Source organism: Pseudomonas gorinensis (genome assembly GCF_042015035.1).
Lineage (GTDB): Bacteria > Pseudomonadota > Gammaproteobacteria > Pseudomonadales > Pseudomonadaceae > Aquipseudomonas > Aquipseudomonas gorinensis.
The window spans coordinates 4,182,686-4,203,323 of the sequence record NZ_CP167125.1 but is presented as its reverse complement, the minus strand read 5'-3'; the positions used below and the strand labels follow the sequence as shown (position 1 = coordinate 4,203,323).

The 20,638-nt window shown below is 59.0% G+C and carries 17 protein-coding genes and 1 pseudogene; 8 read left to right on the top strand and 10 right to left on the bottom strand.

Features of this window, described 5'->3' with window-relative positions; genetic code table 11:
* Positions 1 to 111: 111 nt before the first annotated feature.
* Positions 112 to 2,310 (top strand): OsmC domain/YcaO domain-containing protein, encoded by a 2,199-nt coding sequence (locus tag AB7933_RS19115; RefSeq protein WP_024075785.1) that lies wholly within the window; start codon positions 112 to 114, stop codon positions 2,308 to 2,310.
* A gap of 257 nt (positions 2,311 to 2,567) precedes the next feature.
* Here AB7933_RS19115 and AB7933_RS19110 read toward each other — a convergent pair whose 3' ends face one another.
* Both AB7933_RS19110 and AB7933_RS19105 read right to left on the bottom strand, forming a co-directional pair.
* Positions 2,568 to 3,734 (bottom strand): cystathionine gamma-synthase, encoded by a 1,167-nt coding sequence (locus AB7933_RS19110; RefSeq protein ID WP_024075784.1) that lies wholly within the window; start codon positions 3,732 to 3,734, stop codon positions 2,568 to 2,570.
* Positions 3,731 to 5,107, bottom strand: coding sequence for a pyridoxal-phosphate dependent enzyme (locus AB7933_RS19105; RefSeq protein ID WP_024075783.1), 1,377 nt, complete (start codon positions 5,105 to 5,107; stop codon positions 3,731 to 3,733). Before AB7933_RS19105 ends, AB7933_RS19110 begins: the two co-directional genes overlap by 4 nt.
* A 266-nt stretch (positions 5,108 to 5,373) precedes the next feature.
* Between AB7933_RS19105 and atzF the strand changes: the two genes are divergently transcribed.
* On the top strand, positions 5,374 to 7,170 hold the full coding sequence (atzF, locus tag AB7933_RS19100; RefSeq protein ID WP_024075782.1) for an allophanate hydrolase: 1,797 nt from the start codon (positions 5,374 to 5,376) through the stop codon (positions 7,168 to 7,170).
* 2 nt (positions 7,171 to 7,172) lie between these two features.
* A complete protein-coding gene (locus tag AB7933_RS19095) occupies positions 7,173 to 7,874 on the top strand; it encodes a GntR family transcriptional regulator (RefSeq protein WP_024075781.1) in 702 nt (233 codons plus the stop codon).
* A gap of 41 nt (positions 7,875 to 7,915) precedes the next feature.
* Here the strand turns inward: AB7933_RS19095 and dapA are convergent, their stop codons facing one another.
* The 6 genes from dapA to AB7933_RS19065 form a co-directional block, all read right to left on the bottom strand.
* The gene (gene dapA, locus AB7933_RS19090; protein WP_024075780.1) at positions 7,916 to 8,779 is read right to left on the bottom strand and encodes a 4-hydroxy-tetrahydrodipicolinate synthase; all 864 of its coding nucleotides are present in this window, start codon (positions 8,777 to 8,779) and stop codon (positions 7,916 to 7,918) included.
* A 320-nt stretch (positions 8,780 to 9,099) separates the two neighbouring features.
* The gene (locus AB7933_RS19085) at positions 9,100 to 10,488 is read right to left on the bottom strand and encodes a hypothetical protein (RefSeq protein ID WP_024075779.1); all 1,389 of its coding nucleotides are present in this window, start codon (positions 10,486 to 10,488) and stop codon (positions 9,100 to 9,102) included.
* A gap of 170 nt (positions 10,489 to 10,658) precedes the next feature.
* Positions 10,659 to 11,141, bottom strand: coding sequence for a VOC family protein (locus AB7933_RS19080; protein ID WP_024075778.1), 483 nt, complete (start codon positions 11,139 to 11,141; stop codon positions 10,659 to 10,661).
* Between the two features lie 85 nt (positions 11,142 to 11,226).
* Positions 11,227 to 11,613 carry an ester cyclase gene (locus AB7933_RS19075; RefSeq protein WP_093235662.1) on the bottom strand — a complete coding sequence of 129 codons (387 nt, stop codon included), beginning with the start codon at positions 11,611 to 11,613 and terminating at the stop codon, positions 11,227 to 11,229.
* A gap of 22 nt (positions 11,614 to 11,635) precedes the next feature.
* A complete protein-coding gene (locus AB7933_RS19070) occupies positions 11,636 to 12,256 on the bottom strand; it encodes a LysE family translocator (RefSeq protein WP_024075776.1) in 621 nt (206 codons plus the stop codon).
* A gap of 497 nt (positions 12,257 to 12,753) precedes the next feature.
* Positions 12,754 to 14,409: a methyl-accepting chemotaxis protein gene (locus AB7933_RS19065; protein WP_024075775.1), complete on the bottom strand. Its 1,656-nt coding sequence runs from the start codon at positions 14,407 to 14,409 to the stop codon at positions 12,754 to 12,756.
* An 886-nt stretch (positions 14,410 to 15,295) separates the two neighbouring features.
* Between AB7933_RS19065 and AB7933_RS19060 the strand changes: the two genes are divergently transcribed.
* From AB7933_RS19060 to AB7933_RS19045, 4 genes are all read left to right on the top strand, one after another.
* Entirely contained in the window at positions 15,296 to 16,513 is a 1,218-nt protein-coding gene (locus tag AB7933_RS19060) for a DUF1444 family protein (protein ID WP_024075774.1), read from the top strand.
* Between the two features lie 41 nt (positions 16,514 to 16,554).
* Complete coding sequence (locus AB7933_RS19055) at positions 16,555 to 16,758, top strand: cytoplasmic protein (protein ID WP_143036941.1); 204 nt, start codon at positions 16,555 to 16,557, stop codon at positions 16,756 to 16,758.
* A 294-nt stretch (positions 16,759 to 17,052) separates the two neighbouring features.
* The gene (locus AB7933_RS19050; RefSeq protein WP_024075773.1) at positions 17,053 to 17,514 is read left to right on the top strand and encodes a hypothetical protein; all 462 of its coding nucleotides are present in this window, start codon (positions 17,053 to 17,055) and stop codon (positions 17,512 to 17,514) included.
* A 118-nt stretch (positions 17,515 to 17,632) separates the two neighbouring features.
* Positions 17,633 to 17,932, top strand: a complete 300-nt coding sequence (locus AB7933_RS19045; RefSeq protein ID WP_041160952.1) for a MafI family immunity protein — start codon at positions 17,633 to 17,635, stop codon at positions 17,930 to 17,932.
* Between the two features lie 130 nt (positions 17,933 to 18,062).
* Here AB7933_RS19045 and AB7933_RS19040 read toward each other — a convergent pair whose 3' ends face one another.
* Positions 18,063 to 18,449, bottom strand: coding sequence for a hypothetical protein (locus tag AB7933_RS19040; protein WP_024075771.1), 387 nt, complete (start codon positions 18,447 to 18,449; stop codon positions 18,063 to 18,065).
* Positions 18,450 to 18,736: 287 nt separating this feature from the next.
* Positions 18,737 to 20,167 (bottom strand): annotated as a pseudogene (locus AB7933_RS19035) (IS1182 family transposase).
* A 101-nt stretch (positions 20,168 to 20,268) separates the two neighbouring features.
* Between AB7933_RS19035 and AB7933_RS19030 the strand changes: the two are divergent.
* The gene (locus AB7933_RS19030; RefSeq protein WP_024075769.1) at positions 20,269 to 20,556 is read left to right on the top strand and encodes a barstar family protein; all 288 of its coding nucleotides are present in this window, start codon (positions 20,269 to 20,271) and stop codon (positions 20,554 to 20,556) included.
* The last annotated feature ends 82 nt before the right edge of the window (positions 20,557 to 20,638 follow it).

Sequence of the window (20,638 nt, the reverse complement as noted above, 5' to 3'; positions counted from 1 at the left end):
ATAGCGCATCAGCCTTGCCTGTCGGCGGCCGAATGGCGAAAGCACAAGACTTAAAACGCAAATCCCGGATAATGGCGGCCAATTTGAAGTTCGCTATTTTGGTAATCCCGCATGGAAATTAAGGTCAACTTTCTCGACAACCTTCGACTTGAAGCCAAGTTCGATGACTTCACGGTGATCGCCGATCAACCGATTCGCTATAAAGGCGACGGGTCGGCGCCGGGGCCATTCGATTACTTCCTGGCCTCGTCAGCGTTGTGTGCGGCGTATTTTGTGAAGCTGTACTGCCAGACGCGCAATATCCCCACGGAAAATATCCGCCTGTCGCAGAACAACATCGTTGATCCGGAAAACCGCTACAACCAGATTTTCAAGATCCAGGTCGAGCTGCCTGCGGACATTTCCGAGAAGGACCGCCAGGGTATCCTGCGTTCCATCGACCGTTGCACCGTGAAGAAAGTGGTGCAGGCCGGGCCGGAATTCGTCATCGAAGAAGTGGACAACCTCGACGCCGATGCCCAGGCCTTGTTGATGCCCGGCAGCCCATCCGACGCGGGCACTTATATCGCGGGCAAGGACCTGCCGCTGGAGCAGACGATCGCCAATATGTCCGGGATCCTGGCCGGCCTGGGCATGAAGATCGAGATCGCCTCGTGGCGCAATATCGTGCCCAACGTCTGGTCCCTGCATATCCGTGATGCGCACTCGCCGATGTGCTTTACCAACGGCAAAGGCGCGACCAAGGAAGGCGCCCTGGCGTCGGCGTTGGGCGAGTTTATCGAGCGGCTCAACTGCAACTTCTTCTACAACGATCAGTTCTGGGGCGAGGAATTGGCCAACGCGCCGTTCGTGCATTACCCCGATGAGCGCTGGTTCCAGCCGGGGCGCAAGGATGAACTGCCGCCGGAAATCCTCGACGCCTACTGCCTGAAAATCTACAACCGCGACGGTGAGCTGCGCGGTTCCCACCTGTTCGACACCAACTCCGGCAACGAAGAACGTGGCATTGTCTCGCTGCCGTTTGTGCGCCAGTCCGATGGCGAGGTGGTGTATTTCCCGTCCAACCTGATCGAAAACCTCTACCTGAGCAATGGCATGAGTGCCGGCAATACCTTGGCCGAAGCCCAGGTGCAGTGCCTGTCGGAAATCTTCGAGCGCGCGGTCAAGCGTGAAATCATCGAAGGCGAGTTCGCGCTGCCGGACGTGCCGGCCGAGGTGCTGGCGAAGTACCCCGGTATCCTGGCCGGTATCGAAGGCCTGGAAGCCCAGGGCTTCCCGGTGCTGGTCAAGGATGCGTCGCTGGGCGGTGAATTCCCGGTGATGTGCGTGACCTTGATGAACCCGCGTACCGGAGGCGTATTCGCCTCATTCGGCGCGCACCCGAGTATGGAAGTGGCCCTGGAGCGCAGCCTCACCGAACTGCTGCAAGGCCGCAGCTTCGAAGGCTTGAACGATTTGCCGCAGCCAACCTTTGAAGGCCATGCAGTCACCGAGCCGAACAACTTTGTTGAACACTTCATTGACTCCAGCGGTGTGGTGTCGTGGCGCTTCTTCAGTGCCCAGTCGGATTACGAATTCGTCGAGTGGGACTTCTCGGGCCAGGGTGAAAACTCCAACGCCGAAGAGGCCGCGACCCTGTTCGGCATCCTCGACAATATGGGCAAGGAGTCGTACATGGCGGTGTACGAGCACCTTGGCGCCACGGCCTGCCGCATCCTGGTGCCGGACTACTCGGAAATCTACCCGGTGGACGACCTGATCTGGGACAACACCAACAAGGCCCTGTTTTTTCGCGCCGACATCCTCAACCTGCACAGCCTCAGCGATGCCGAGCTCAAGGCCCTGGCCGAGCGCCTGGTGGAGAGCGAGCTGGACGACTACACCGATATCACCACCTTGATCGGCATCGAGTTCGACGACAACACCGCCTGGGGCCAGTTGACCATCCTGGAATTGAAGCTGCTGATCTACCTCGCGTTGCAGCAGTACGAAGACGCCAAGGAACTGGTGGAAATGTTCCTGCAGTACAACGACAACACCGTCGAGCGCGGCCTGTTCTACCAGGCGGTGAACGCGGTGCTGGAGATGGAACTGGACGAAGACCTGGAACTGGCGGACTACGAGGCCAACTTCCGACGGATGTTCGGTAACGAGCGGATGGACGCCGTGATCGGCTCGGTGAATGGCAGCGTGCGTTTCTATGGCTTGACGCCGACCAGCACCAAGCTGGAAGGGCTGGACCGGCATCTACGCTTGATCGAGAGCTACAAGAAACTGCACAGCGCGCGGGCCAATATCACCTCGGCCTGACGCACTGACCCGTGTGGGAGGCGCCACTACCTCTTCGAGATAGTGTTGTCGCGCATGCCTATGCCGTTCAGTTAAGTGCACATCGCCTTCTGTAGGAGCGAGCTTGCTCGCGAAAAACGTCAACGATAACGCGTGTTTCCTGAATCAACGCGGCGCCTGTGAGTTCTTCGCGAGCAAGCTCGCTCCTACAAAAAAGCCTTAACTGAACGGCATTGGGGCTTGCCCCTCCCACCTGGGATTCATGGGGGCTGGAGGATTTATATCCGGGCCAAGGCTTGCGCCAGGTCCGCCCGCAGATCCTCGACATCCTCAACCCCCACCGACAACCGCACCAACCCATCGCCAATACCCAATTGCGCGCGCGTGGCGGCGGGGATGCTTGCGTGGGTCATGATTGCCGGGTGTTCGATCAGGCTTTCCACGCCCCCCAGGCTTTCGGCCAAAGCGAAGATTCTGACGTTTTCCAGGAAGCGCCGGGCGCCGGCCAGGTCGCTGTTCAAATCCACCGAAATCATCCCGCCAAACCCGCGCATCTGTCGACGCGCCAGTGCGTGCTGGGGATGGGACGCCAGGCCGGGATAGTGAACCCGTGACACTTGCGGTTGTTGTTCCAGCCAGGTCGCCAATTCCAGTGCATTGCTGCAATGGCGCTCCATGCGCAGGGCCAGGGTTTTCACGCCGCGCAGGGTCAGGAAGGCATCGAAGGGCCCGGCGATCGCGCCGACCGAGTTTTGCAGGAAGCCCAGGCGTTCGGCCAGTTCCGGGTTGTCGCCAACGATGGCGATGCCGCCGATCACGTCGGAGTGGCCATTGAGGTACTTGGTGGTGGAGTGCACCACGATGTCGAAACCCAGCTCCAGCGGGCGCTGGATCCACGGGCTGGCGAATGTGTTGTCGGCCACGCAGAGGATGCCGCGGTCACGGCAGATGCGCGCGATGGCGCTGAGGTCGGTCAGGCGCAGCAACGGGTTGCTTGGGGTTTCAACCCAGACCATGCGCGTGTCGTCTTGCAACGACGCTTCAAACGCCGCGCCATCGCTCAGGTCGACAAAGCTGAAACGGTGCCCCGCGCTGCGCTGGCGCACCTTGTCGAACAGGCGAAATGTGCCGCCGTACAGGTCGTTGCCGGAGACGATATGGGCGCCTGCATCGAGTAATTCCAATACGGTGGAAATCGCCGCCAGCCCCGAGGCAAAGGCAAACGCCTGGCTGCCGCCTTCTAGGTCGGCCACGCAACGCTCCAGGGCAAAGCGCGTGGGGTTATGGGAGCGGCCGTAGTCGAACCCCTTGTGTACGCCGGGGCTGTCTTGCAGGTAGGTGGAGTTGGCGTAGATCGGCGGCATCAGCGCGCCCGTGGTCGGGTCGGGTGATTGCCCGGCGTGGATCACACGGGTGGCAAACGCGCTTTTATCGGGCTGACTCATGCAAGGGACCTCCGTAGGTGATTGAGCAGGTCGACGCGGGTGATCAGGCCGTGGAAGCCCGAAGCGTCGGCGATGATGGCGACCAGGCCGCGATCCAGTTCCGCCTGCAATTCGGCCAGGCTGGCGCTGGGGGCCAGGGTTTGCACTTTATCGGTCATGGCGCTGGCGACGATCATCGAGAAATCCGCGGCGTCATGGTGCAGGCCCAGCAGGATGTCGGATTCGTCGATCACCCCCACCAATGTCTGTCCGTCCACCAGCACCGGCAGTTGCGAGACATCGGCCAGGCGCATGCGCTGGAAGGCGGTGAGCAGGGTGTCGTCGGGGCTCACGCTGATCACGCGGCCATCTTCGAAGCGGCGGGCGATCAGGTCGCGCAGGTCGCCGTAGTGCTTGTATTGCAGCAGGCCCGCATCCTTCATCCATTGGTCGTTGTAGACCTTTGACAGGTAGCGCGTGCCGGTGTCGCAGACGAACGTGACCACGCGCTTGGGCTCGGTCTGCGCACGGCAATAGCGCAGCGCGGCGGCGAACAGGGTACCGGTGGAGGAACCGCCGAGAATGCCCTCGGCCTTGAGCAGTTGGCGGGCGTGGTCGAAGCTTTCTTCATCGCTGATGGAATAGGCTTGGCGCACGCTGGAGAGGTCGGCGATCGACGGAATGAAATCCTCGCCAATGCCTTCCACCGCCCACGAGCCTGGCGTTTCCAGGCGGCCACTGCGGCTGTATTCCGCCATTACCGAGCCCACCGGGTCGGCCAGCACCATGGCCAGGTCGGGTTGTACGCGCTTGAAAAAGCGGGTCAGGCCGGTGAGGGTGCCCGCTGAGCCGACCCCCACCACAATCGCGTCCACGTCGTGCTGGGTTTGCGCCCAGATTTCCGGGGCAGTGCTGGTTTCATGAGCCAGGGGGTTGGCCGGGTTGTTGAACTGGTCGGCGAAGAACGCGTCGGGAATGCCCTTGGCCAGGCGCGCGGCCACGTCCTGGTAATACTCGGGGTGGCCCTTGCCCACATCGGAGCGGGTGATATGCACTTCGGCGCCCATGGCCTTGAGGTGCAGCACTTTTTCCGTGGACATCTTGTCGGGCACTACCAGCACGACCCGGTAGCCCTTGGCCCGGCCTACCAGCGCCAGGCCCAGACCGGTGTTGCCGGCGGTGGCTTCGATAATGGTGCCGCCAGGGCGCAGGCGGCCGTCGCGTTCGGCGGCGTCGATCATGGCCAGGCCGATGCGGTCCTTGATGGAACCACCGGGGTTTTGCGATTCGAGCTTGAGAAACAGGGTGCAGGGGCCGGTATCGAAACGGCTGACGCGTACCAACGGCGTGTTGCCGATCAGTTCGAGGACGGCGGGGCGGGAAGGCGTAGGCATGTCGTCACCTGGTTACGGGATGGGCGTAGGGTGGGGGACAGCAAAAGGCAAAGCATGGCTTGGAACATAGGCCGGTATCGGGCGGCTCGCAACCGAGCGGTCGGCTGGGTGTCTTTTTTTGGCGCATGGGCGACGCTCGGGTGCGCCATCAACGAGCAGGCCCGAGCACCTGGATGGGCACGCGAGCCCGCTCATCACAGCGTTTCGGCCTTTGGCCTGGGGTTTGCTTTAAGACAGGTCAACTTGGATACAAGATGGGAATCCCTATGCAGAGCGTTATCGGCTGGACCCTTGGCGAATGGCACGCGGCCTATCGCAGCGGGGCGATGACCCCCGACCGGTTGTTGAGCCTGGCGGCGCAATACAGCGCGGATGACAGCGCCTGGATTGCCCGCGCACAACCTGAGCAATTGGCCATGCAACTGGCGCAATTGAACGACAGGCTGGACGCGGTGGGCGGCGATATCGACAAGTTGCCGCTGTACGGCGTGCCATTCGCCATCAAGGACAACATTGACGCGGCGGGCTGGGACACCACGGCAGCCTGCCCGGAATTCGCCTACAGCCCAACGTCGGACGCGGCCGTAGTCGCCAAACTGCGAGCGGCAGGTGCGATTCTGATGGGCAAGACCAACCTGGATCAATTCGCCACTGGCCTGGTGGGCACGCGCTCGCCGTATGGTGCGGTGGGTAACAGTTTCAATGCCGATTACGTCAGCGGCGGTTCCAGCTCCGGCTCGGCGTCGGTGGTTGCCCGCGGGCTGGTGGCGTTTGCGCTGGGCACCGACACCGCAGGCTCGGGCCGAGTACCGGCAGGGTTCAACAATATCGTCGGATTGAAACCGACCAAGGGCCGGTTTTCGAATACGGGCCTGGTGTCGGCCTGTCGCACGTTGGATTGCATCTCGGTGTTCGCCCTGACCGTGGAGGATGCCGCCGCGGTGGCGCAGGTCGCACAGGGCTATGACGCCAGCGACGCATACTCGCGTAGCAACCCCTACACGGCGCCGGTGAGCGTGGGTGCCTCGATCAAGCTGGCAATACCGGCGAGCCTGGAGTTCTTCGGCGATACGCAGAACCAGGCGGTGTTCGAGCAGGCGGTCGAGCACTTCAAGGCGTTGGGCGCGGTGATCAGCGAGGTGGATTTCAGTGCGTTCAAGGCCCTGGCCGACCAGTTGTATTCGGGTCCCTGGGTCGCAGAACGCACGGTGGCCCTGGAAGGCATGCTCGAACACCAGCCGCAGGCCATCAACCCGGTGGTGCGCGGCATTGTCGAAAATGGCCTCCAGTACAGCGCCTGCGATGCCTACAAGGCCGAATACCTGCGGGCCGAACTCAGTCGCCGCATCAACGACACCTTGGCGGGGTTCGACGCCTTGCTGGTGCCGACCTCGCCGACGATTCGCACGCGCGCCGACATGGTGCTGGAGCCGGTGCGCTACAACGCGCAATTCGGCTACTACACCAACTTCACCAACCTGGCGGACCTGTCGGCGCTGGCGCTGCCGGCGGGCCTGCGAGCGGACGGTCTACCGTGCGGCATTACCCTGCTCGCACCGGCCTGGCATGACAGCGCCCTGGCGCACCTGGGCCAGCGCTGGCAGGCCAGCCTTGAGTTGCCGCTCGGCGCAACCGAACGCCAACTGCCGGCACCCGCTGCTGCCCAACAGGCACCCGGTACCGTGCGCGTGGCGGTGGTGGGCGCCCACCTGAGCGGCATGCCGTTGAACTTCCAACTGACCACACGCAACGCCGTGCTGGTGGAGCAGACCCTCACGGCCAGCACTTATCGTTTGTATGCGCTGCCCGGCACCGTGCCGCCCAAGCCGGGGCTGGCCAGGGCGGACGGTGGCCGATCGATCATCGTCGAGCTGTGGGACATGCCTATCGCCCGTTTTGGCGAGTTCGTCGTCGAAATTCCCGCACCGCTGGGGATCGGCACCCTGATGCTGGCGGATGGACGCAGTGTCAAAGGCTTTATCTGCGAACCCTGGGCCCTGGCGGATGCGCTGGATGTCACTGAGTTTGGCGGCTGGCGCGCCTATGTCACCAGCAAGGGGTAAGCATGCCGCTTTCAACGCTGAAAAAACCGCGCGAGCGCCCGGACAGCCTGGCCGAGCAGATCTATGCGCAACTCAAGGCGGATATCTTCGACTTTCGCCTGTTGCCTGGCGACCGTTTCAGCGAGGGCGAAGTGGCCGAGCGCATGAGTGTCAGCCGTACACCCGTGCGCCAGGCGCTGTACCGCCTGGAACGGGAAGGCTACCTGGCGGTGTACTTCCGCAGCGGCTGGCAGGTGAAACCGTTCGACTTCACCTATTTCGAAGAGCTGTATGACGTGCGGATCGTGCTGGAACTGGCCGCTGTCAGCCGTTTATGCGCGATGGAGCAACCGAACCCGATCTTGCAAGGGCTGCAGGCGACCTGGCTGGTGGAGGAATGTGAGCGCCTGCAGGACAGTCAGGCGGTGTCGGCGCTGGATGAACACTTTCACTGCGCCCTGGTGCAAGCCACCGGCAACCGTGAGATGGCACACATGCACTACGCCCTTACGGAAAAGATCCGCATCATCCGGCGCCTCGACTTTACCCAGGCTTCACGCATTGCGGCGACGTACGAGGAGCATGGGCAAATACTCACCGCGATCCTGCAACGGCGTGTCGATCAGGCGCAGCACTTGCTCAAGCGGCATATCGAACTGAGCAAGCAGGCAGTGCGCGAGATCACCTTGCATCGGTTGCAGATGGCCAAGCCGCGCACGCCTTGAGCAAGCCCGTAGGCGCGAGCTTGCTCGCTCCTACACAGGCATCATTGTGCCAGGGCGGAGAGCGGCTGCACCCGTGCAATCAGCGCCGCGCTGGCCCGCTGCATGGGTGCGCGCAATTCGCTGCCGATCAAGCCCTGCAATGCCAACGCCGCTTTCACCGGTGCCGGGTTGGGCTCCATGAACAACGTCTGGATCAGCGGCAGCAGCTGGAAAAACGTCTGCCGCGCTTCGGCCAACTGGTTATCCCGCACCTGCTGCCACAGCGCCACAAACTGTTCGGTATGCACGTGGGCCGACGCCGCGATGGCACCGCTGGCACCCAGGCACAGCGCGTTGAAGAGCTGGATATCCTCGCCACACAGCACATCCACTTCGCCACTGGCCAGCAGTGCCAGGGTATTGCCGAGGTTGCCGCCACAGTCCTTGACCGCCTTGATGCGCTCATGGGCGACGATGTTCAGCAGGGTGGCCTGCTCGAAGGTCACGCCGGTGCGATAGGGGATGTCATAGAGAATGATCGGCACACTGGACGCATCGGCCACCGTACGAAAAAACGCTTCGAGGCCGGCCTGGGAAGGGCGGATATAGCTGGGCGCCGGCACCAGTAAACCGGCCACGGGGCGCTTGAGGACTTGGTCCTGGAACTGCAGCAATTCAATCTGGTTATTGCCCGCCAGGCCCATCACCACACGGTGCGCCGGCACCCACTGCAACACGGCATCGAGCACGGCCAGTTGTTCCTGGCGGCTCAGCGACGCGGCTTCACCGGTGGTGGTGCAGACCATGATCCCGGCCACGTGCTTTTCCAGCAAATGCTCAACCAAACGGCGCAGGCCGATAAAGTCGAGGGCGCCGTCGTGAAACGGCGTGACCACGGGAACCCAGATACCTTGAAACGCTGACATGCTCTTTCTCCTGATGGTTGACCGATTAAGTCACCGCCAGAAGGGCAGAGGGAATTGTGCAAGGGGAGGGTGTCCGTCGCGCTCAATGTCCTGTCAGCTCATCTGACGGGACAGCGCGCCCCGGTCACATGAGCGACTGTTTCTTCGATTTGAGGGCGTGTGCAGCGCAACCTTGCGCCTTGGCAATCAAGCCAATGACGGAAAAGTTAACCAGCGACGTTGCGCACATGAGCGGGCACACCCTGAAGAAGGCCTCCATCTTCAGGGTGTGTGAGCAAATGTGTCAACCTGATTGAAGGTGTTTTTCACCTTGTGGACGGTTACTCGAATTTATCGATGCGTGTATCGGAGTAGAAAAACTCATTCTTGTCCGTGCTCGACTCCAGGAAGTACGCATAGTCCGTCAGGTAGAACAGGTGGTTAACCCGGTTGTATTTGTCGTTGTCGTTGCGGCACGACAGGGCCTTGGCGCTGCCCAGCAGGTTGGGGTTGAGTTCACTGGCCGGCAATTGGCGCTCGACCACGCAGCGCGTGATGGTCTGTTTGTCGTAGTTGCCAATCACACTGTTGAGGGTCGAACGGGTGCTTTGGTAGACCAAGGTGTCGCCCACCGGCAGGGCTTTCCAGTTACCGGTGAAACTCAGCTGGGTCGTCGTCGTGCTTTCGGCCATGCTGCCGCCGAAGGTGCTCTTGGACACCAGGTCGATCAGGTTTCGCCAGCTTACCGATTGGGATTCGTAGCCTTCGCCACGCAGGGCGATCGACAGCTGGCCGCTGGCGGCGTCGCGGCTGATGAACTGCTCACTGGTCGAGTTACTGGTCTTGCCTTTCATGGTCGAGGTGCCCGTGAAGTGCACGTACTTCAGGCTGCGGGTCGGTTTGTCCTGGTCAAATTGCGCCAGTGCCGCCAGCACCGGTGGCTGTACCGAGCCCAAGGCGATGGTCGCCGGGGCCTTCAGGCGCGGCTTGAACAGTGGCAGCGCGGCGATCTTCTCGGGGGTGGCGCAGACGCTGTTGAACAGCAATTCATAGTCGGTATCGCTGCCGACAATGTTGCGTGGCGTCGGGAAACTGTCGACCCGGCCGTCACTGACCCGATTGCGTGCATCCAGGTCATAGCCGGCCAGCTCCTTGTAGGTGCCGTTAGCGCAGGACACGGCAAAGTGCTCGCGCTTTTGCGCGTAAGGCGCGTCGTAGGGCAGGTCGTTGAGCACCGTTGGGTTATCGAAAGCCGCCCAGAAGCGGACTTCGCCCTCCACGGTCTTGATGCTCGCGGCGTCAATCAGTACCCAATTGCCACGTTCATCCGTCTTGACCAGGCGCCAGTCTGGCTTGGGGGTCTGGGCGCACGCGCGCACGAAGGTCGGGTTGGCGGCCAGCTTCGCGTGCAGGTCGGCTGACAATTTGCGGGCTTCGGTGTAGCGCCCGGCCTTGAGTGGGTAGACCCGCTGCGAACCGTCGAGGTACAGCAAGGACAGTTGCGGCGAAGAACACGCGGCCTCGAACTGCATGGTGCGGCGTGCACCCGGCGTCGACAGCGGCATCAGCAGCTCGAAACTGAGCAGATCGCCTTCGCGCACGATGCTGTTTTCCACCAGCGGCTGGGCGAGGGTGTCGGCGAGCATCTGGTCGACTTTGCTGGCCTGGGTGGCGCAGCCGGACAGGGTGGCAAGGCCGCCCACTAACAAAAGGGTAGAGAAAAAGCGCACAGGAGCCTCTTTGAGTCCATTCAGGGATGTAAGGATGACGGCAAGTGGCGCCGAATCTTTAGCGTGCAGGGTGTGGCGGGGGCAAAGTCTAGTCAGCGTGGCGCGCTCTGTACAACGCCTGTGCAGCGGCCTTTGGGCCGTAGAGTGCCCCAAGGCGCTGCCGGGTGTGTTCAGCGATTGGCGATTGCGGCCTCAATCGTGGCGATGTCGATCTTGGTCATGCTCATCATCGCCTCGAAGGCGCGCTTGGCCGTTGCCGGGTCCGAATGGGTCACGGCGGCCGACAGCACGCGCGGGGTGATCTGCCACGACAACCCCCACTTGTCCTTGCACCACCCGCAGGCACTCGGCTGGCCGCCGTTGTCGATAATGGCCTGCCACAGGCGATCGGTTTCGGCCTGGTCATCGGTGGCCACCTGAAACGAAAATGCCTCGGTGTGCGGGAACGCCGGGCCGCCGTTCAGGCCGATACACGGGATGCCCATGACAGTGAAATCGACGGTCAGGACGTCGCCCTGTTTACCCGCAGGGTAATCGCCAGGCGCGCGGTGGATGGCATTGACCCGGCTGTCCGGGAAGGTCTTGGCATAGAAATTCGCGGCCTCCTCAGCGGTGCCGTTGTACCAGAGGCAGAGGGTGTTTTTATGCGTCATCTCAGGGCTCCACGGTGGATGGGTGTGTGGAGTCTAGACAATGGGCTGAGGCGCGGCAGTCGCGCTTGTCGGCCCGGCACAGCCCTTACAGCTGGCGTTCGATCGCGGCCTTATCAATCACCGACCAGACGTGGGCGATCTTGCCGTCGACGTATTCATAAAAGACATTTTCGGAGAACGCGACCTTCCGACCGTTGATCGGCAAGCCGAAGAACTCACCCTTGGGCGTGACGTTGAAATTCAACCGGCTGGCGAGGGTGGGCGGGTCGGCGACCAGCAACTGGATGTGGAAGACCAGGTCGGGAATTTCGCGAAAGTCCCGTTCGAGCATGGCGCGGTAACCGGCGACGCCCACGAGGCGGCCATTGTAGGTCACGTCCTGGTGCAGCAGATTGGGCAAGCGTTCCCAGTCCTGCTGGTTGAGGCAGTGGATGTATTCGCGGTAAAGACTGGCCAGCGCATTTCTGTCCATCTCATTCATTTCGAACCCTCCGTCAAGCCCGTCGCGCCATCAACAACACCGTTGCCGCTGCCGACAACAACCCCGCACAGCAGCGATTGAAGACACGCTTGCCCCGCGGCTCGGCAAACCAGCGGCGCATATGCAGGCCCATATAGGCATAGACGCTGATCGCGATCCATTCCAGCGCCAGGAACAGCGCGCCCAGTACAGCGAACTGCGGCGTGATCGGCTGGCCCGGTACCACGAACTGGGGGAGGAAGGCGGTGAAGATCAGGATGGCTTTGGGGTTGCCTGCCGCCACCAGGAACTCCTGACGCGCCAGTGCCCACAGGCTGACCTTGGGAGTTGCTGACTCCGCGTGCGCCTGTGGATTCGCACCCCACAGTTGAAACGCCAGATAAAACAGATACGCCGCGCCCAGAATCTTGATCCCGTAGAACAACAACTCAGAGGTTTGCAACACTACCGCGAGGCCGGCTGAGGCAAGGGCGATCATACCGGCGAAGGCGAGCAAGCGGCCAATGCCTGCCAGGCAGGATGTGCGGTAGCCGTAGCGCGTGGAGTTGCTTACGGACAACAGGTTATTCGGGCCAGGCGCCATGTTCAGGGCGAAGCAGGCGGGGAGGAAGAGGGCGAGGGTGGCGAGGTCCATGGCGGCTCCGGGTTTGAGCGGACGGGGAGGGGCGAGGATAAGGGGGTTGGGGGCGGTTGGACAATGTGTGTACGGCCAACACGCCTGGCTTTTTTGCGGGATGGATCATCGGTCAGCCCCCCTTCAAGCTCTGTAAAAAGCTTGGGCAATACTGGGGGGAAGGCTTCAACAACATTTGACGTTAGCAAACACCTCGAGAAGAAAGCATGTTTGGAACGGAGCGGCCGGTTTTTCTTCAAGTCGTCTTGAATCCCGTCCGAGAGCATCGTGCCCGTTTTGAAGCATTGTCTGATGCCCAGGTAGAACAAACTACGCTATCGGTCTGCGGTGAATGGTTCGACGCAGGAGTCATCTGATCAGCTCGCACTGCGCTGATACGCAACTGTGGATGGGAAGACCGGTTCGCCTGGTCGTTGGCACGACGATACCTGTGTCCTGCGACTAACCAGGGGCCATTTCTCGCAGCAACGCGGCTCGCGATGAAATGGCAACAGACCCTAGAGCTGAAAGCGCGAGATGTTCTCTCGCAATGTCACGCTGGTGCGTGCCAATCCTTCGCTTTCCTGCTGAGCGCTGCGGAAGGCGGCAGCGGATTGCTCGGCGCTTTCGCTGACGGTCACGATGCCCCGGCTGATCTGCTCGGCAACGGTACTCTGCTGCTCGGCGGCCGCGGCGATTTGGTGGTTCATGCCGTTGATCCGCTCGATCATGGTTACGATCGTGCTTACCGCGTCACCGGCCTCGGAAACGCCGGACACCGACTGCGCACTGGAGCGTTTGCAGCGTTGCATATGCTGCGAGGTCTCGTCGGCAATTTTCTGCAGACTGGCGATCAGCCCCTCAATCTCTGAGGTGGCCTTCTGGGTACGCTGTGCCAGGCTGCGGACCTCGTCGGCTACCACCGCGAAGCCGCGTCCAGCCTCGCCAGCACGTGCAGCTTCGATGGCTGCGTTGAGGGCCAGCAGGTTGGTCTGGTCGGCCACCGACTTGATCACCTCAAGCACGCCGCCGATATTGCCGGTTTCATTCTTCAGCCGGCCCATGGCGATGTTGGACTGTTCGATTGTCTCGGCCAGCTCGCCGATCATGTTGACGGCATCTTTGGCCTTCTGCTGGCTGTACAGGGCCGCGCTATCGGCATCGCTGGCGGCACTGGCGGCGGATTCGGCATTGCGCGCGACATCCTGCACGGTGGCGGCCATTTGGTGAACGGCGGTGACGATCTGCTCGACCTCGCACTGTGCCATGGCCACGCTCTCGGCGTTTCTCAGGCTCGATTGGCTAAGTTCCTGGCTGGATTCGGCCACGCTCTGTGAGGACAGGTTTATGCCCTTGGTCATGTCCCGCAGGTTCTCCTGCATGCTCAGCAGGGCGGCCATGATGCTGGCTTGTGGTGGCTCAATCGTGCGCTCGCTAGCGCGCAAATCGCCCTGGGCAACTCGTTGGGCGAGCTGGTTGAGTTCACTCGGTTCGGCACCCAGCGCGCGCAGCAGGTTGCGGCTGATGACGTAGCCCAGTACCGCGGCTAGTAAGACGGCCAGCGCAGTAATGGCGAGCAGCAGGTTGCGTTGTGACAGATAGTCTGCGTCATTTTCGCTGACCTGCTGGTCTGCCTTCTGGTTGGTGTAGCGCAGGAATTCGCCAATTGCCTGGGTCAGCTCGGCCAGTAAGGGTGTGCACTGCTCACTGACCATGCGCAGGGCCTCGTCGTTTTCACCCTTGAACAGGTGTTCGGCAATGGTGTGTGCTACCGGTTTGTAGCGGCTCTCGACCTGCTCGATGGTTGAGAACAGTTCACGTGCCTTGGGCGACACATCATCATGGCTATCAATTGCCTGGCGTAGCGCGGCGAGGCTGCCGGCCACCATTTGTTCGTTGATGGCAATTGCGCCTCGCTGCTGTCCTCTCGCGGTGACATTGCTGTTCAAGGCGATGTTACGCAGGGCAATCGCGCGCTGGGCGGCGGCGTCGTTCAGTGTGTTGGCGAGGCGGGCGCGCGCATCAATGCCATTAACGTAGAGAAAAAAGTCCTTATTGCTGTTAGCCAGGGCGTACAGCGAGATAGCGGCGATCAGCAGCATAAACGCGAGCAGGCTGGCATAGCCGGCATAAAGACTGGTCCGTGTAGAGAGCCGGGGAGTGTGCGATGGCATGATGTACCTGCGTAGTGGGAGGAGCGGTTTAGGGACACCTGCAAGCGTATGTATTCGCCCTTGGTCCGCATCCTGCGCAGGTATTCTTTTGTCCGACGGCAACCAGTAGCGGTGTTATTTTCTGGCTAGTCGAAACTTGTACAGATTTTAGTGTTTGTACAAGTCTTGTACAACTATATTGGTGTGATGTCGTCATGGCATCACTCAATCCCGATGAACGGTCAGTAACCTCCGATTTCTGGCAGGCGCGGGAAATAGAGGCCTGGCTATCGGGCTGATGACTGTTTGGCGGCGATACAGCCCAAGGCCATCTTTGGGCCGATAGAATCCTGCGAGCGCTGTAAAAATGCGTGGCGTAATTTCTGTACAGGTATTTTGTATGGGGATGAGCTAGGGCGCGCTAATTGTGAGCATGCGCTGCGCTAGGGGCTGTTGCCGTTTCATCGCGAGCCGCGTTGCTGTGAGAAATGGCTCCCGGTTATGGGGGACGAGTTCATTCTCGGATCTCCATGCGAGATGGCGGGGGAGGTTTGCCCAACGTGCGGCGAGGAGGTTATGCAAATGGCGAGCAATGGCGTTGACTGCCCCACTTGCGGGATATCCATGCCGGCTGGCCGAGCATGAGAGGGGCTGGCGGATTCATCGACATGAACGTCTGATTGGTCGATTTTGCCAGCGGGGTTTGAGCAGCGCCACAGCCGGCCATTTACAACAAAATAACGCCCGTCCAGGGTTCTAGGGTTCATGAACCTAGCTCCAGGTGTGCGACCCTATTTTTCATCTTATACCTGTCGATATAGAGAGCAGCCGTTCAAGCTGTGGACACGTTTAGCCGCGTCCAACCCACCCTGTTTACAAATACCTGCTGACACGAAGGATCCTGTGCATGCTCCAATCCCTGCTCGACAAAATCTTCAGTCGTCCTCTGACTCAGGAAGGATTTGCCAAAAAATTTATCGAGTCAGCCCGCAAGGCTGGCTACAGCGAGGCCATGGACTTTCAGGCTAGCGAGTTTCGCATCCGTCATAACAATGGCTCGTACTTCAATCTTCATAACGCCTTTCGCGACTATCAAAATGGAGACAAGACCCAGAAGGCCGCAATTCTGAATGGGTACGTATCGACTCTGTTGGAGTCTGGCCAGAGAACCGGGACGGTCTTTGAAAACGTGAAAGCACAATTACGTCCGGTGATTCGAAATCTTGCCATGCTTGAGGAAGTTCGACTGGAGCACGCCAGAAATGGTGGCGACAAGCCGCACGATGTCGTTTATCAGTCCTTGGGCCGCGACTGTGTGATTATGCTTGCCGTCGACTCTCCCGAGTCCACCGCCACCCTTACGAGAGGCCCTGAAGCGCAGTGGGGTGTCACAATGGATGAGGCAGTGGCGATCTCCATTGAGAACTTGCGCGATGCTACGCACGAGGCCTTCGGTGAGATCATCCCTGGGCTCTACGCCGCGCAGTGGGCGGACGGATACGACACCAGCAGAGTCTTGTTGCCAGATGTTCTACAGCGCGCACCCGTTAAAGGTCGACCGGTATTCATGATCCCCAGCCGTGACGTCTTGATGGTCACGGGCGACAAGGACGAGCAAGGCATCCGTCAGATGGTCGAGCTTAGCTTCAAAGCGCTTGAGAGGGGCAGGGCAGTCTCCACCGACATTTATACCTATGACGGGCGCGATATCGTCCCATTTCACCCTGATGATGAAGGGGTCAATAACCGTCTGGCCACGCTGGAACATTTGCTGCTCCAGGGTAGCTACAGTAATCAGAAAGAGTTGCTCGATAAGGTCAATCTGGAAACGAGCGTCGATGTGTTTGTTGCCTCGTACCTTCTCTACGAGCTGTCTGACCAGAACGGCAAAACCGTATCGATGAGCGCTTGGACAAAAGGTGTGCCGACCCTATTGCCCAAGAGTGATCGCATCGTGTTGGTTGAACCCGTTGAGGGTGGGGAACCTACAGTCAAAACCGTTCTATGGAGCGAGTTTGAATCCGAGCTTGGCGATCTGCTGACTACAGAAACTGGCTATCCACCTCGCTATCGGACACTAGGATTTCCTTCGGCAGAGCAGCTTAATCGCCTGACTGCCTTGTGATCGCCGCTCAACTAATCTGGCGCACTGCGATGGAGGTATGAATGCCCGACACTTACAGCGCGCATGATCATGCGAACCGCAATCAGGCAGAAATCCTCGCCAGCAACCATTGCGCTTGCTTTGGTTGCTATGCGGTATTTCCTGCTTCTGATGTGACACGGTTTACTGAGACCACGGCATGGTGTCCAAAATGCGAGGCTTTCAGTACGGTCGTTGGCGATGCCTCCGAGCTGCCTTTGGATTGAGAGTTTCTGGAGGTAGTTCACGATCACTGGATCGGGCCTCAAGATTGGTTGGATGAGATGGCGGCGCAGACTCATGCGATCGCAACTGCTGTTTACAGGCAGACAAGCACAACGATGGATGAGGAACGAGTTCGTCCTTGGTGGAAGTTTTGGCGATGACACTCCCAATTATCCAGCGATTGCATGTGATCAGTAGGAGTGACCGCTTTTGGCCGGTTGCCTATCTCTAAGGGCTGCAGTCGGCCAAGAGCAGACGTTCGAACCTAAGGTAATGCGATGAAGAGAACAACAAGAATGACTGCACCACTGACCAGTAACGCAGCAACCCAGCCTGGACCTGGCTGGACGTTTGACCCTGATCGCATGATCCGAATAGCCGATTGTCATTCGATCATCGAAGTTCTTCGCCACATCAAACACAGTGGGCCGGAATGGGTGCATCGTAACGTCCACATTTGCTTTCCCGGCCCATCAAATGCCTGGGCTTTGGTGTACCCGCTTCAGAATGCCAGTGCCCCGTACTTTGACTTCATGTATACCCACAAAGAGCCGCCTCAGGAAGCACTGTCCGCACTGCTAGGGAAGTATCCACAGTGTTCCGTCATCGACTGGTCGCCCGGACGCTTGGCCTGCATCGAAGCTCAGGGGGTAGATGTTGAGACGCTCGCTGAAATTATCCGGGATCTAGCTGAAGCTGCTTGGGATGAGCACATCACGTTCGTCGATGCTTCGTACGAGGAAATGGGTAAAGCGTGACCCAAGAGCGGACAGTCGACCTTAGCTTCTCAAGCGCGTGCGCAAAGACCACGTCTTGGGCAACAATCGACCAGACGGGAACGGAACGCAGGTCACCATAATCGAAGGAATGTTTGTTATGAGCCACCTTAACAACGACTTGAGGGCCGATTTCGTTGAGGCACTTGAGGAAATCTCGACGCTGATGTCCATTGCATACGACCAGCTCGGCCCTGTACCGGAAGACCATGCATTAGCTCAGGCAGGTTTAGAGAATGGTGGTGAAATAGTTCTGGATTATGTCGATCACAACGAGGCTGGAGTAGCGTTCGAACACCTGCTTTACATGATTAACGAACCACCGCTCGTTGTTTCTGAAAAATGCATAAAAATTTTAGCTCGGATCGCGAAGTCCTTGAGGATGCCATTCACGAGGTGACAAAAATTTACCCACCTGAAGGTCAGCTTTGGGTCGATTACGGCCCTCGCGACAGGCAGAGATCGGCCAAAAGCGGCGTTCGATCCACTACCTTCCAGCCGAAAAGCGGAAACTTCCCGATCTATGAAAGCTAGTCTCTAAGGGTACGCATTATTTCCTCGACCACATGCTTCGTGTATTTCTCACTGGGGTCAGTTTCCGGTGTGTCGTTACTGCGGAACCATTCACCTTGATCGAATGCCTGGTAAAGCGAGAAAGCGGGCTGAGGCATATCGTTAGTCATGCCAACTTCAACCACAGCATTTATGATCCCGTTCATAACGCCGTCGCAAAAATCATAGGGTAGAGATCCTTGTAGATAGCCTTCCGCAACCGCGACGGACAGTCCGTTCAGCACATCATGCGGTGCAACGCCGAACCTTTCGCAAATGGGGACTAGATCACTCAGCGTTAAACCCTCTGCTTCCGCTTTCATCGACAGTTCCTTGAGTTCGACCTTCGATAACACCATGATCATGAGCTTCTTCCGGTTAGGTGCGAAGGTAGCGCTTACAGAGTGGGCGCACAGCGGTGCCACACTTCAATTCCATGCTGCAATACGGATTCATGGTCGGTCAACTTCAACTACGGCAATGTCCGCTTCTGGCCCAGAGTGTGTAAAAACGGGCCAGTGCAATGTCGGCACGTAGCCCCGACGGTTTTTGCTATGTAGTCGCTCGGGGTAAGCCCTGCGGGTCGTCACTAGGGTCTTGGAGGCTTCAATAAAGCCCCTACGATGCCAGGTGGGCAACAAAGCCAACCATTTCAGGCTGACAACGCCTTCATTAAGCTGCTGGTGCCAAGGATTTTCATAACGCGCTTCATGTTTTAGGCGAGCACGTTCAAGCTCATTTCTGCACTGACGCCTTCCAGCCTTCGCGTCAAAAAATGCGTGGCGCCCATCCACTGTTTGAGCGTCCCGAAGGGATGCTCAACTGTGCGCTTTCGGACTCGCATCATGTCCGGCGCGTTGCTCAGCCGGACCTGCATCTCTTCCAATATCGCCGCATGCTCCCAGCGCCGAACACGGCGTTGCTTGCTCGGTGTGCACTGTGTTTTCAAGGCGCAGCCTTGACACTTTGAACTCCAATAACGATGCAGCTTCATGCCTTTCTCGACGCTGGAGAAACGCCATATCAGCGTTTCTCCAGCTGGACATACATAGTGATTTTTCGCCGCGTCATAGATAAAGGCATCGTTGTTAAAACGCCCATCAGCTTTGGCTCCAGAGGTCATTGGCTTGGGCACATACGCGGTGATATCAGCGTTGTGACAAGCCAGGATTTCCTCACCTTTGAAATAGCCTCGGTCGGCCACCACCGAAAGCGAATCTGATGCCATGGCCTCGCGCGCCTGCTTGGCCATTGAGCTGAGCTGATCACGGTCGGAACCGACATTGGTCACCTCATGAGCAACGATCAAATGGTGCTGAGCATCGACTGCTGTTTGCACGTTGTAGCCAACGATTCCTGTACCACGCGTCATCATTGAACGCGCGTCTGGATCGGTCAGTGAGACCTGTTTATCCGGTGAGTCGTTGAGCCGTATTTCAATCGCCTGAAGCTCCTTCATTTGCACTTTGAGCTTGGCGATTTTCTCTTCCAGCCGCACCGTCTTGGCTTCAGAGGATGTGGGCTCTTGCCGATCCGCAGTATCAAGTGCCGTTAGGTAACGGTTGATGCTCGATTCGATTTCTTCCATGCGCCGCTTCAGTTTGGCACTGGTGAAATTTCGGTCGCGGTTGTTGACGGCTTTAAACTTGCTGCCATCAATGGCAACCAGATTTTCACCGAATAATCCCAACTGCTGACATAGCACTACGAACTGGCGACAGACGCCTCGGATAGCCTTGCTGTTGTCTTTTCGAAAATTCGCGATGGTCTTGAAATCGGGCATCAAACGCCCTGTCAGCCACATCAACTCCACGTTGCGTTGAGCTTCTCGTTCAAGACGCCGGCTCGATTGAATGCGGTTGAGATAGCCGTAGATGTAGATTTTCAGCAAGATTGCGGGGTGGTAAGTAGGTCGGCCGGTATCGGCTGGAATGACGCCTTCAAAACTTAGATTGACTAGGTCGAGTTCGTCGACGAAAACGTCGACTACTCGCACCGGATTTGTGTTGCTGACGTAGTCGTCAAGGCTTTCGGGAAGCAAAGTGCTTTGTCCGCGATGCTCACCTTGAATAAAGCGCTTCATTACCGACCCCCGAATGGATCACGCCAAAAATGATAGTAAAAGCATTCTGATTCAGCCGCTGGCATGCGTTCGCTGGTTAACAGTTTTTTGAGGTAATGACGATGAGCCGATTGCACATGGTAAATATTGACCTGAGTGGGGTGTCAAGCTCTGAGGAACTCCATTGTGTCTTGAAGGATGCGCTCGGTTTTCCTGGGTGGTATGGCTGTAATTGGGATGCTTTCTGGGACGCGATAACGGGTCTAGTGGAAATGCCCGAGCACCTGAAAATTTCAGGGTGGAACATGCTATCCAAGCGCTTACCTGAGGATGCGAGGCTCATGCATGAATGCCTTACCGAAATGAAGGTTGAGTACCCAGCGCTCGCATCAGATGTAGATTTCGGCTAAACGATCCCAAGCTGACATTTCGCCAGTTCCACCTAGAAACACAAGCGTCGCGCGGAGGTACTTTCCAAATCATTCAGCGGGA